Raw genomic sequence first — 13275 nt, 5'->3', positions numbered from 1 at the left:
GAAAACGATATGATTGTTTTCAGACGACCTTTTCACACATCAAATATTCCACAGGGAAAACACTATGGCAAAAGCCCCCAAAACCATCTACCAATGCTCCGAATGCGGTGGCACTTCCCCGAAATGGCAGGGCAAATGCCCGCATTGCGGCGAGTGGAACACACTTCAGGAAAGCCTTGCCGCGCCTGAGCCGAAGAATGCCCGCTTCCAATCTTGGGCGGCGGATACCTCGACCGTCCAATCCCTATCCGCCGTTACCGCCACAGAAGTGCCGCGCAATCCGACCGGCATGGGAGAACTTGACCGCGTATTGGGCGGCGGTTTGGTAGACGGCGCAGTCATCCTGCTCGGTGGCGACCCCGGCATCGGCAAATCCACGCTGCTGTTGCAAACCATCGCCAAAATGGCACAAAGCCGCAAAGTGCTGTACGTTTCCGGCGAGGAATCCGCCCAACAGGTTGCCCTGCGCGCGCAACGTTTGGAGCTGCCTACCGAAGGCGTAAACCTGCTTGCCGAAATCCGAATGGAAGCCATTCAGACGGCCTTGAAACAGCATCAGCCCGAAGTCGTGGTCATCGACTCCATCCAAACCATGTATTCCGATCAAATCACTTCCGCCCCCGGCTCCGTGTCGCAGGTGCGCGAATGTGCCGCCCAACTGACGCGCATGGCGAAACAGATGGGCATCGCCATGATATTGGTCGGACACGTTACCAAAGACGGCGCGATTGCCGGCCCGCGCGTGCTGGAACACATGGTCGATACCGTGCTGTATTTTGAGGGCGACCAACACTCCAACTACCGCATGATACGCGCCATCAAAAACCGCTTCGGTGCGGCAAACGAATTGGGCGTATTCGCCATGACCGAAAACGGTTTAAAAGGCGTATCCAACCCGTCCGCCATCTTCCTTGCCAGCTACCGCGACGACACGCCCGGCTCGTGCGTTTTGGTCACACAGGAAGGCAGCCGCCCGCTTTTAGTCGAAATTCAGGCATTGGTCGATGACGCACACGGCTTCACCCCCAAACGCCTCACCGTCGGCCTCGAACAAAACCGCCTCTCCATGCTGCTTGCCGTCCTCAACCGCCACGGCGGCATTGCCTGCTTCGACCAAGACGTGTTCCTCAACGCCGTCGGAGGCGTCAAAATCGGCGAACCCGCCGCCGACCTTGCCGTCATCCTCGCTATGCTCTCCAGCTTCCGCAACCGACCCATGCCTGAAAAAACCGTGGTTTTCGGCGAAATCGGCTTAAGTGGCGAAGTCCGCCCTGTTGCACGCGGACAAGAGCGGCTCAAAGAAGCGGAAAAACTCGGCTTCAAACGCGCCATCGTCCCCAAAGCCAATATGCCGCGCAATGCCAAAGAGTTTCCGAACCTGAAAATCTACGGCGTCAGCAGTTTGCAGGAAGCAATTGATGTTTGTCGTGACGGGGACTAAACCGTTTCGATAATCTGATTCAAAAAAACAATCATCTAAAAGGCCGTCTGAAAGTTTTCAGACGGCCTCTCTTTAAATTTAAATAATTTTGTTATATTATAACGAACGACTTTATTCTATCTTTTCTACACATCGAAAATCGGAGAGAAATCATGAAAAAAACCGCTTTGCTTATCGCATCTGCCTTCCTGTTCAGCACTGCCGCACACGCCCATCGCGTTTGGGTTGAAACCGCCCACACACATGGCGGGGAATACCTTGAAGCCGAATTGGGCTATGGCGAATTCCCGGAGCTTGAGCCCATCGCCAAAGACCGCCTGCACATTTTCAGCAAACCCATGCAACTGGTGACTGAAAAAGGCAAAGAAAACATGATTCAAAAAGGCACATACAATTACCAATACCGCAGCAAACTGCCGGTCAAAGACGGCAGCTACTTGGTAACCGCCGAATACCAACCGACTTTCTGGTCAAAAAACAGCGCGGGCTGGAAGCAGGCAAGCATCAAAGAAATGCCTGATGCAAGCTATTGCGAACAAACCCGTATGTTCGGCAAAAACATCGTCAATGTCGGCCACGAAAGCGCAGATACCGCCATCATTACTAAGCAAGTCGGCCAACATTTGGAAATCGTACCTTTGGACAACCCTGCTAACGTCCACGTCGGCGAACGCTTTAAAGTCCGCGTCCTCTTCAATGGCGAGCCGCTGCCCAACGCCACCGTTACCGCCACATTTGACGGCTTCGACACCAGCGACCGCAGCAAAACCCATAAAACCGAAGCCCAAGCTTTCTCAGATACTACCGATGACAAAGGCGAAGTCAGCATCATTCCATTGCGCCAAGGCTTCTGGAAAGCCAGCGTAGAACACAAAGCCGATTTCCCCGATCAAAGCGTGTGCCAAAAACAGGCGAACTACACTACTTTGACTTTCCAAATCGGTCATTCACATCATTGATTTCTCCATAACAAAAGGCCGTCTGAATATTTCAGACGGCCTTTATTCATCCTATTTAAGGACGATGCGGCGCAAACTGCCATTGTCCCAATTCCAAATTCAAATCAAACAGATTCAGACGGCCTATTGCCACACGGACCAAGCGCAAACATGGAAAGCCTGCTTTCGCCGTCATCCTTCGCACTTGACGGTTTTTCCCTTCCGAAATTTTGATTTCCACCCAAAAATCAGGCACGGATTTACGCACGCGAATCGGCGGCACGCGCGGCCATAAAACATCCGCTTCACCTTCTTCCAATACCCTGACCTCAGCCGGACGAGTGATAAAATCACCCAAATCTACGCCACGGCGCAACAAATCCAATTTGGCTTCATCAGGAGAACCCTCCACCTGCGCCCAATAAGTTTTGACCTGCTTAAATTTCGGATCGGCAATCTGCGCCTGCAAACGGCCATTATTGGTCAGCAGCAGCAAACCCTCGCTGTCCGTATCCAAACGGCCGGCCGGATAAAATCCCGGTTTCTCGACAAAATCCTTAAGGCACTGATGTTTTTCATGTGCAGAAAACTGGCAAATCACGCCATAAGGCTTGTTTAGAATAATCAAATCGTTCATTTCACACTTTCAGACGGCCTTAGATTTCAAGAAATTCCGGATAATAAAAAAGACACCGTATAAACGGTGTCTTTCATATTTGGCGGAGTAAGAGGGATTCGAACCCTCGATGCAGGTTGACCCCACATGCTTCCTTAGCAGGGAAGTGCCTTCAGCCTCTCAGCCATTACTCCTAAGGAAGACCGCAATATACGCTTTCCGCCCTCCTTCGTCAAGCATTACCGCCCCAAACTTTCTTAACGCCATGAAATCATTTAAATAAAAATATAATATTTTTTACATCATCCTATTTTTATACTTCTTTCATATATGTTAAAATGATTCTGTTTTCTGTAAACCTTTTTTCACACCCCTTATTACAAAGGAGTTCGTATGTTACGTTTTTCTGCTTTGGTTGCCGTATCCGCCCTGATGCTTGCCGCTTGCTCACAATCCGGCGATTCCCAACCATCTACTTCCTCCTCTCAAACTTCTACTCAAAAAACAACTGCCGCCGGCTCTGCCTGCCACAGCATGGGTGAAGGCCATAAAGTCAATGGCAAAGGTCAAAACGACATTTATATGTGTAAAGTCGATGTAGCTTTGAACTCTGCCGAAGCCAAATCCGCTTTGGATCCTAGCATCCGCGTTCACTACGGCAGCACATCCGGCGCGACTTTGACTTCCCGTCAAATCTCCAACTCAGTCGGCAAAACCCCTGATGAAACCTGTCAACGCGCATTCTTGAGCGCGGTTAAACGTTTCCAAAGCACTGCACATCGCAAAAAAGCCAAATCCGTTCATCTGGTTAGCTACTTTGACAAAGTAACCAAAGGCGGTAACGAGTACGAATGCCACATCGCTACATTCAACAGCCGTGTGGTTTTGAAAGGCAGCTTCCACTAAGCAATGTCAAAAATGCCGGACTTCAACATGAAGTTTGGCATTTTTCTATTTTATGGATACGACACCCCTTCACTGCCTGCTGACAGATCCGTCTTTTGCCGCCTGCTACGACCATGCCTCTCTAAACGCAGCTGATTCCCAACGTTTGGCTGCCACGCCGCAACTGGCGCAGCGTCAAGACTGGCAAGTCAGCCGAGCGTTAAAACAGCAAACCGATTTACCGACTGTATCGCTGAGCCACAGTCAAGGCTTTGCCGCTTTATTGTGTGCGCCTCAGCCCTTAACAGCCGGTGTCGATATCGAATTTATCCGACCGCGCGATTTCAAAGCGCTATCGGCTTTGGTCTGCACGCAGGAAGAACAAGACTTTTTGGAAACGGAAAACTGGCCGTCTGAAACGTTTTACCGATTGTGGTGTTTCAAGGAAGCATTGATTAAAGCTGCGAATTTGGATTTTCCGTCGGATATGAAATCGGTCGGCTATGTTTTCGATTCAGGGCAACCCGTCGGTTTACGCGCTGGAAAGCAAACCGATTGGCACGGCACAAGCGCGATTTTGGCGGATACGATGGCACTTGCCTGCGTTTGGAAGGGAAAAGCCGTCGCTCTGCAATGGCAGTTTTTCGGTTCGCTCAAGCCCAATGATTTAACCGACCGGCAAACTATCTAACAACTGACAAAATAATAATAATCTGATTTAATTTACTGCACTTTACTTATTCCACACACCAACAGCAGCATTTGCAAAAGGCCGTCTGAACGATGAATCTTCGCCTCCTAAACCGCCTCTATACTGCCCTTATCCTGTTTCTTACCCTGTTTTTGGTTTATGCCTTTGCTTCACAAACGCGTATCCAAACCGATTTGACCGCGTTATTGCCAAGCGAGCAGCAACCCGATGCCTTACTGACAGCCGCAGATAAAGCCGCAGAAGCGCAGCTCAATTCGCAAGTTATTTTGCTTGCCGGCAGTACCGATGCCGAAACTGCTTTTCAGACGGCCTCACAAATTGCCGACGCATGGCGCAAAAGTGGCGTATTTGAACAAGTCGACAGCAGCATGACGCCGAATTTGGACAAAGTGCGGGCGGATATGCAGAAGCTGAGCTTGGCGGTTTTGCCGCAAGACGAAATCCGCCTGCTGTTTGAGCAGCCGCAAGCCTATTTTCAGGCTCGGGCAGAAGCCGCGGCCAATCCGTTTGCCGCGCCCTCGCCTTTGTCTTTAGAACAAGACTGGCTGGGCTTCGGACGCTTTGTTGCCGACAAAGCCAATCCGCAAAGCCGTTTGCAGTGGGACATGGACAACAGCATGCTGTTTGCCGAAGACAAAGGCAAAACTTGGGTATTTTTGCGCGGACGGCTCGCCGGCGGCGATCAATTCTCCGGCAACGATGCCCTCTTGCCGCTGATGGCGCAAAGCCGTCAAATCGCTTCGGAAAACGGCGCGGAAACCTTAAGCGCAGGTGGCGCATTGTTCGCCGCCGTATCCAAAGCAGCCGCAGAAAAAGAAAGTCGGCTGATGAGCATGGTCGGGCTTGGACTGACCTTTGCGCTACTTTTATGGGTCTTCCGCAGCGGCCGAGTATTTTTGCTGTCCTTGCCGCTGGCAGCCGGTATGTTGACCGGATTGGCAGTTGCTTTATTGGTGTTCGGCGAAGTGCATATCCTGACCATCGTCATCGGCACCAGCTTGGTGGGTATGTTGGTGGATTTCCCGTTGCACTGGCTTGCTCCGTCGGTATTCGGGCCGTCTGAAAAGACCGTTTGGCAGGCTGAATCAGCAATGAAACATGTCTTGCCAAGTTTTGCCGTCAGCCTGACAATTACCGTCTTGGGCTACGCGCTGCTGTGGTTTACCCCTTTGCCTGTATTGCGCCAAACCGCGGTATTTTCAGGCTTCGCTTTATTTGGCGCGTTTGGTGCCACCGTTTTATGGCTGCCGCCGCTGTTTCGCCGCTACCGTGCCAAAACCGTGCCTTTTGCCGCATTAACTGAAAAGCTCTATTCCTTGTCAGGCCGTCTGAAAAACCGCCTGCACAAACGCGGATGGTTAATCGTGGGCGGAATTTTGCTGGCAGTCGGACTGTGGCGCAGCGACTGGCGTGACGACATCCGTCAATGGGTCAATATGCCGACCGCGATGTTGGCCGAAGTACAACAAATCGGCCAGTTGAGCGGCACGGATTTTGGCGGCAAATATTTGGTGGCCGAAGCACAAAGCGAAGACGCCCTGTTGAAGAAAACCGCCGAACTCGGCCGCGCCCTGCAGCCCTTAATCGCGCAAGGCAAACTGTCCGGCATCCAATCGCCCGACCAATTCATCCTGCCGACAACGGAGCAGCAAAAACTGCAAAACCGCCTGCGCGAATTGACCAAGTTGCCTGATAGCTGGAAACCGCTCACAGAAATCGGTATTCCGCGCAAAACCGTGCGCGATGCTCTGCTGCAAGCTGCCGATACGCAACCATTGTCGCTTTCAGACGGCCTGAATACCGATTTGGCAGAAGCTTGGCGTTCCTTGTATTTGGGCGAAGTGGAACTAGGCCGTTTTGCCGCCGTCGTGCGTTTGAACGGCATGACCGATGAAGCCGCCGTACGCGCCGTGGCGCAACACGTCTCCGGCGTACATTGGGCTGACAAACGCGCCCACTTAAACGAGCTTTTCCACCACACGCGCAATCAGGCCGCATGGTTGAAACTGGCTTCCTATGCGTTGGCATGGCTGCTCTTGTGGAAAATGTTTGGTTTCAAACGTGGCAGCAAAATCCTTGCCGTGCCACTGGCCGCCGCCATCTGCACCGTTGCCGTACTCGGTTTGGCCGGCATTCCCGTCAGCCTGTTTGCCATGTTCGGCCTGCTTTTAGTATCCGCCATCGGCGTGGACTATGCCGTCTATGCCGCCACTGCACACCACAGCGCGCCGGCAAAATTAGGCGGTATGCTGCTTGCCGCCGCGACAACAGCCATTTCCTTTGCCCTGCTCGCCATCAGCAGCACACCCGCCGTTGCCGCGTTCGGCATGACAGTTACCATCGGTGTGGCATTCAATATTTGGCTGGCAGGCACATTGTTGAAAAATTAGACAAAAGATGAAGACGATTGAAATTAAGGCGATATTTTGTTTCAACTTCTATCGTCACGTTGTAAGAGGCCGTCTGAAAAACTTCAGACGATAGTTTAAACATTTTTTTATCATTAAAATCAAAGGTATTTTCAAATGTCCGTAGAATTTGACGTTGCCGTTATCGGCGCAGGCCCTTCAGGTTCGGTTGCTTCCGCTTTGCTGAACAAACAAGGCTTTAAAGTTTGCGTATTGGAAAAGCAACATTTCCCGCGCTTTGTTATTGGCGAAAGCCTGTTGCCGCATTGCATGGAAATGTTGGAAGAAGCCGGTTTTGCCGATGCAGTGCATGCCGAGCCCAGCTTTCAATTTAAAGACGGCGCTGCGTTTTCATGGGGCAGCCGTTACACAGATTTCAACTTTACTGAAAAATTTTCAGACGGCCCCGGTACTATTTATCAAGTGCGCCGCGGCATCTTCGACAAAATCCTGATTGATGAAGCGGCAAAACAAGGCGTCGATGTCCGCTTCGGACACGGCGTAACCGCGTTTGACAACAGTGGCGACGTGGCACGTTTGAGCGTTGCGACCGATACAGGCGAAAACTATGAATTGACCGCCAAATTCGTCTTGGATGCCAGCGGTTACGGCCGCGTCCTGCCCCGCCTTTTGGACTTGGAAAGCCCGTCCGAGCTGCCTCCACGCCAAGCCCACTTCACGCATATCGACGACAACATCACCAGCCCGAAATTCGACCGCAATAAAATCCTGATCAACACGCATCCGAAACATCGCGATGTCTGGATTTGGCTGATTCCTTTCGGCGACAACCGCTGCTCCATCGGCGTTGTCGGCACGCCCGACAAACTGGCCGGCGAATCAGAAGCCGTGTTGAAAAAATTTGTGTACGAATGCCCGATGCTGGCGGAAATTTTGGATAAAGCCGTTTGGGAAAACGACTTTCCGTTCCGCTCTATCCAAGGCTATTCCGCCAACGTGAAAACCTTATACGGCAAACATTTCGCCCTTTTGGGCAACGCCGCCGAATTCCTCGACCCCGTCTTCTCCTCCGGCGTAACCATTGCCCTGCACTCCGCCAAACTGGCTGCCGACTTGCTGGCCAAACAACTCAAAGGCGAAGCCGTCGATTGGCAAACCGAATTTGCCGACCAACTGATGATCGGCGTGAACGCGTTCCGCACTTATGTAAACGGTTGGTACGATTTCCGCTTCCAAAATGCCATCTACGCGCCCAACCGCAGTCCTGAAATCAGCCGCATGATTTCGTCTATTTTGGCAGGCTACGCTTGGGATACGAACAATCCATTCGTGGAAAAATCCGAACAACGCTTGTCCACGCTTGCCGCATTGGTGGGTGATTTGAAGGTAGAATAAGGACGAATGCCTTTCAGACGGCCGCGCCTAAAAACAGAACAGGCCGTCTGAAAATCTACCCTCATCATTAAATATTTTGACCGATAGATAAAACCTTATGCGATTTATCCCTTTGCTTGCCGCACTACTGCTTTCCGCATGCGCAACTTCGCTCCCCCATCCGCAAACGCTGCCGCCGCTTTCCAAAGAAGGCCAATGGTTCAAACTCGAGCAGACCAATGCGGCGGGGCAAACCGTTCAAACCAATCTCTTGGCAGTCGAGCCTCATTCAGACGGCATCCGCTTTGTCCAAACCGATGCACTGGGCGCGCCGGTATCACGTCAATCGGTCAGCACCAAAGGCTGGAAAAACGACGGCTTTGTGATGCCAAATGCCACTTCGCGCCGACTGTTTGCTGCCTTGTTACCGCTTTTGGCCGCCGAACACGCCGCCACGCTTTACCCTGAAGCCCGCCAACAAAACGCCACCCATCAAGGCTTCTGCCCTGACGGCAAAGGCGCGGTATTCAGCTACCGCGAGCGTGATTTGTGGTGTGTTGCCCACCATTCCGAACAATTCCTTATCGGCTTCCCCGACCAAACTTTCTGGACGGTCAGCCCGATTACAGAAGATTAATTCATGAATACTCCTGTTTATCTCAGCCGTCCGGCACTGACCAGCGCATTGGGCAGCGGCTTACAAGTTCATGCCGATGCCTTACTCACGCCGTCTGAAAACACGCCCCTGACTTTTTCAGACCAATGGGTAAAAGGCAAAACACATGCTTTTGGTGCAGTCAAAGAAACCCTGATGCCTCTGCCCGACAGCATTCCCGAAGCGCATCGCAGCCGCAACAACCAGCTTATCCTGCACGCGCTTTCGCAAATAGACGGACTGATTCAGACGGCCATTGCCCGTTACGGCAAAGAAAGGATTGCTGTCGTTACCGGTACGTCAACCAGTGGCGCAGATGAAAATATCCCTTTGTTCCAACACGTTGTCGAAGGTGGTGAATGGACGGATGTTCCGTTCAAGCAGCTGCAACACACCATGGCTTCGCCCTCCGAATTTATCGCCCAAGTTTACGGTCTGGACGGCTTGCGCTATACCGTTTCCACCGCCTGCACTTCCGGCGCACGCGCCCTCATCAGCGCAGCCCGGCTGCTTCGTGCGGGATTGTGTGATGTCGTAATTTGCGGCGGCGCGGATACGCTTTCTCCGCTGACGATTAATGGTTTTGCCTCTTTGGAAGTGCTTTCAGACAGCATCGCCAAGCCTTTTTCCTCCAACCGCAACGGCATCAATATCGGCGAAGCGGCCGCATTTTTCGTGATGACGCGCGATGCCGATTTTGACGGCGAAATGCAGTTGCTGGGCTATGGTGCAAGTAGCGATGCCTACCATATGTCTTCTCCCCGCCCCGACGGTTTGGGTGCAGCCCAATCCTTTCAGGCCGCTTTGGATAAAGCCGGTTTGAAAGCAGAAGACATCGGCTGGATCAATCTGCACGGCACCGGCACGCAACACAACGACAGCATGGAAAGCCGAGCCGTTGCCGAAGTATTTGGCAGCCACACCCTTTGCACTTCAACCAAGCCATCTACCGGTCATACTTTGGGTGCAGCCGGTGCGATCGAAGCCGCGTTTGCCTGGTTGATGGCCAACCGCCAATACAATCCGGAAGGCAAACTGCCGCCGCAACAATGGGACAACGTACCCGATTCCGAGCTGCCCAACATCGCTTTGACCGACGAAAACAGCCGCTGGCCGTCTGAAAAACGCATCGCCGCCAGCTCATCATTTGCCTTCGGCGGCAGCAATGCTGTTTTGATTATCGGATAAGTCCTTATATTTAGGCTGTCTTTTCAGACGGCCTTTTTCTTTTCCGCAACTTAAAAAACAATAACATCAAAACAACAACCAAATCCGCCGAAATATGCCATAATAGGCTTAGCACATTTCTTCTCGCGATGTGCCCGAAAAGAAAAACTTAACCTACATAGAGAATAATCCCATGACTAAATCCACCATTATCTATACCTACACCGACGAAGCTCCTGCATTGGCCACTCAATCCCTGTTGCCAATCGTACAGGCGTTTACCCGCCATGCCGATATTGATGTCAAAACCAGCGACATCTCTCTCTCCGGCCGTATTTTGGCGGCGTTTCCCGAATACCTGACTGAAGCGCAACGCGTACCTGATGCGCTTGCCGAATTGGGCGAACTGGTAAAACAACCCGATGCAAACGTGATCAAACTGCCGAACATCAGCGCATCCGTACCTCAACTGACGGCCGCGATTAAAGAATTGCAGTCTAAAGGCTTTGCCGTTCCCGACTATCCTGCCGACCCTCAAACCGATGAAGAAAAAGCCGTACGCGAACGCTACGACCGCATCAAAGGCAGCGCGGTAAACCCTGTCCTACGTGAAGGCAACTCCGACCGTCGCGCGCCTAAAGCAGTGAAAAACTTTGCGAAAAAACATCCGCACAGCATGGGCGCATGGACCAAAGACTCCAAAACCCACGTTGCCACTATGCAAAGCGGCGACTTTTTCCATAACGAACAATCCGTTACCGTACCCGATGCTACTTCCGTATCCATCGTGTTCACCGACAAACAAGGCAACAAAAAAGAGCTGCGCGAGCCTGTTGCCCTGAAAGCCGGCGAAATCATCGACGCGACCGTGATGAGCAAAAAAGCCCTGCTCGCCTTCCTTGCTGAACAAGTGAAAGACGCAAAAGCAAAAGGCGTATTGTTCTCGCTGCACATGAAAGCCACCATGATGAAAGTGTCCGACCCGATTATCTTCGGACACGCCGTCAAAGTGTTCTTCGCTCCTGTATTTGAAAAATTCGGCGACAAACTGGCTGCCGCAGGCGTCAACGTCAACAACGGCTTCGGCAACCTGCTTGCCAATCTGGACAAGCTGGATGCTGACACCCGCGCAGCCGTTGAAGCTGAAATCGCCGCCGTTTACGCCGCCAACCCTGATTTGGCGATGGTTGATTCCGACAAAGGCATTACCAACCTGCACGTTCCTAGCGATGTCATCGTCGATGCTTCTATGCCTGCGATGATTCGTAATTCCGGCCGTATGTGGGATAAAGACGGCAAAGCGCAAGACACCAAAGCCGTCATTCCAGACAGCAGCTATGCCGGCGTTTACCAAGCAACCATCGACTTCTGCCGCGAACACGGCGCATTCGATCCGACAACCATGGGTACCGTTCCTAACGTCGGCCTGATGGCGCAAGCAGCCGAAGAATACGGTTCACACAACAAAACTTTCGAAATCGAAGCCGACGGCCAAGTTCAAGTCGTTGATGCAGCAGGTAATGTCCTGATGCAACACGACGTTGAAGCCGGCGACATCTGGCGTATGTGCCAAACCAAAGACGCTCCGGTTAAAGACTGGGTACAACTCGCTGTTAACCGCGCCCGCCTGAGCAACACACCAGCCGTGTTCTGGCTCGATGAAAACCGTCCACACGACAAGAGCCTGCTCGCCAAGGTTAAAACTTACCTTGCCGAACTGGATACCGACGGCCTCGACATCCGCGTCCTCGCTCCCGAAGAAGCCGCCAAGTTCAGCTTGGGCCGTCTGAAAAACGGCGAAGACACCATCTCCGTAACCGGCAACGTCCTGCGCGACTACCTGACCGACTTATTCCCAATTTTAGAACTGGGTACCAGCGCGAAAATGCTGTCTATCGTTCCATTGATGAATGGCGGCGGTATGTTTGAAACCGGCGCAGGCGGTTCTGCACCGAAACACGTTCAACAATTCCTCGAAGAAAACCACTTGCGTTGGGACTCTTTGGGCGAATTCCTCGCGCTCGCCGTATCGTTTGAACATCTGGCGCAAAAAACCGGCAACGCCAAAGCCCAAGTCCTCGCCGACACTTTGGATGCAGCCACCGAGAAACTGCTGTTGAACGACAAATCGCCTAAACGCAAAGCTGGCGAACTTGACAACCGCGGCAGCCATTTCTACCTCACCCTCTACTGGGCGCAAGAATTGGCAGCGCAAGACAAAGATGCCGAACTGAAAGCCGTATTTGCTCCATTGGCAGCCGCTTTGACTGCCGACGAAGCCAAAATCGTTGAAGAACTCTCTGCCGTACAAGGCAAAGCGGTCGACATCGGCGGCTACTACGCAGCTAATCCTGAAAAAGCAGCACAAGCAATGCGTCCAAGCGCAACCTTTAATCAGGCCTTGTCAGCCTTATAATTAAAGCAATAAAAGGCCGTCTGAACTGTCAGACGGCCTCAAACCTTATGGAAACACAATGAAAAAAACCATTCTTTCTCTTACTCTCCTCATCAGCGCTCCGGCTTTGTGGGCATTTTCCCCTGCCGAATTAGCACAAACCCTGCAAAAACCGCAAAACGTGCAAGGCAATTTTGTCCAACAACGCCAGCTCAAATCCCTCAGCAAACCCATGACCACCAGCGGCAGCTTTACCCTTGTCCCACAAAAAGGCCTGCTCTGGAAAATGCAAAAACCATTTGAAACTACTCTGCGCGTGCGTTCAGACGGCATCATGCAATGGAACGGCAGCCAATGGGTCAACCCAAATGCCAGCAAGCTCAACGGCCAAAGCCGCCAAATCAAACTCTTCCTCGACCTTTTGGGCGGCAATACCCAAGGCTTGGAAAAACAATTTGATTTGAAATTAAACGGCAACGAGAAAAAATGGACGTTGACCTTAACTCCTAAAACTGCCATTACCCGCCAAATCTTCAACCGTATCGAAATCAACGGCGATACGCTGGTACGAAAAATCGAATTGGACGAAAAGCAAGGCGACAAAACCACCATGCAGTTCAACCAAATCCAAATCGATAAAGCCCTGGACAGCTTCAGCCGTACCGCCCTCTAAATTGTCTATTCCAACAAAAGGCCGTCTGAAAATAGATTTCAGACGGCCTT

The 13275-nt window shown here is 51.9% G+C and carries 11 protein-coding genes and 1 tRNA gene; 10 read left to right on the top strand and 2 right to left on the bottom strand.

The window, feature by feature from the left end:
• Positions 1-64: 64 nt before the first annotated feature.
• Together radA and HMPREF3022_RS07110 are read left to right on the top strand one after the other, a co-directional pair.
• A complete protein-coding gene (gene radA / locus HMPREF3022_RS07115) occupies positions 65-1441 on the top strand; it encodes a DNA repair protein RadA (protein ID WP_070765374.1) in 1377 nt (458 codons plus the stop codon).
• A 152-nt stretch (positions 1442-1593) separates the two neighbouring features.
• Positions 1594-2400: a DUF4198 domain-containing protein gene (locus HMPREF3022_RS07110; RefSeq protein WP_003685136.1), complete on the top strand. Its 807-nt coding sequence runs from the start codon at positions 1594-1596 to the stop codon at positions 2398-2400.
• 55 nt (positions 2401-2455) lie between these two features.
• Here HMPREF3022_RS07110 and HMPREF3022_RS07105 read toward each other — a convergent pair whose 3' ends face one another.
• Positions 2456-3016: a pseudouridine synthase gene (locus HMPREF3022_RS07105; RefSeq protein WP_070765373.1), complete on the bottom strand. Its 561-nt coding sequence runs from the start codon at positions 3014-3016 to the stop codon at positions 2456-2458.
• A gap of 80 nt (positions 3017-3096) precedes the next feature.
• Positions 3097-3189: transfer RNA gene (locus HMPREF3022_RS07100), tRNA-Ser, on the bottom strand.
• Positions 3190-3388: 199 nt separating this feature from the next.
• Between HMPREF3022_RS07100 and HMPREF3022_RS07095 the strand changes: the two genes are divergently transcribed.
• From HMPREF3022_RS07095 to HMPREF3022_RS07060, 8 genes are all read left to right on the top strand, one after another.
• Positions 3389-3901, top strand: coding sequence for a hypothetical protein (locus HMPREF3022_RS07095; protein WP_283119060.1), 513 nt, complete (start codon positions 3389-3391; stop codon positions 3899-3901).
• A gap of 52 nt (positions 3902-3953) precedes the next feature.
• On the top strand, positions 3954-4571 hold the full coding sequence (locus HMPREF3022_RS07090; RefSeq protein ID WP_049332416.1) for a 4'-phosphopantetheinyl transferase family protein: 618 nt from the start codon (positions 3954-3956) through the stop codon (positions 4569-4571).
• A gap of 92 nt (positions 4572-4663) precedes the next feature.
• Positions 4664-6982: an MMPL family transporter gene (locus HMPREF3022_RS07085; RefSeq protein ID WP_070765372.1), complete on the top strand. Its 2319-nt coding sequence runs from the start codon at positions 4664-4666 to the stop codon at positions 6980-6982.
• A 135-nt stretch (positions 6983-7117) separates the two neighbouring features.
• Complete coding sequence (locus HMPREF3022_RS07080) at positions 7118-8356, top strand: NAD(P)/FAD-dependent oxidoreductase (RefSeq protein ID WP_070765371.1); 1239 nt, start codon at positions 7118-7120, stop codon at positions 8354-8356.
• A gap of 97 nt (positions 8357-8453) precedes the next feature.
• On the top strand, positions 8454-8972 hold the full coding sequence (locus HMPREF3022_RS07075) for a hypothetical protein (protein ID WP_049332143.1): 519 nt from the start codon (positions 8454-8456) through the stop codon (positions 8970-8972).
• Positions 8973-8975: 3 nt separating this feature from the next.
• Entirely contained in the window at positions 8976-10178 is a 1203-nt protein-coding gene (locus tag HMPREF3022_RS07070) for a beta-ketoacyl-ACP synthase (protein ID WP_070765370.1), read from the top strand.
• Positions 10179-10350: 172 nt separating this feature from the next.
• A complete protein-coding gene (locus HMPREF3022_RS07065) occupies positions 10351-12573 on the top strand; it encodes an NADP-dependent isocitrate dehydrogenase (protein WP_070765369.1) in 2223 nt (740 codons plus the stop codon).
• A gap of 58 nt (positions 12574-12631) precedes the next feature.
• On the top strand, positions 12632-13225 hold the full coding sequence (locus HMPREF3022_RS07060) for a LolA family protein (RefSeq protein ID WP_063075372.1): 594 nt from the start codon (positions 12632-12634) through the stop codon (positions 13223-13225).
• The last annotated feature ends 50 nt before the right edge of the window (positions 13226-13275 follow it).

The organism is Neisseria sp. HMSC065C04, from assembly GCF_001815375.1.
Lineage (GTDB): Bacteria > Pseudomonadota > Gammaproteobacteria > Burkholderiales > Neisseriaceae > Neisseria > Neisseria flavescens_D.
The sequence above is the reverse complement of the archived record's forward strand: the minus strand, read 5'-3'. Positions and strand labels throughout refer to the sequence as shown.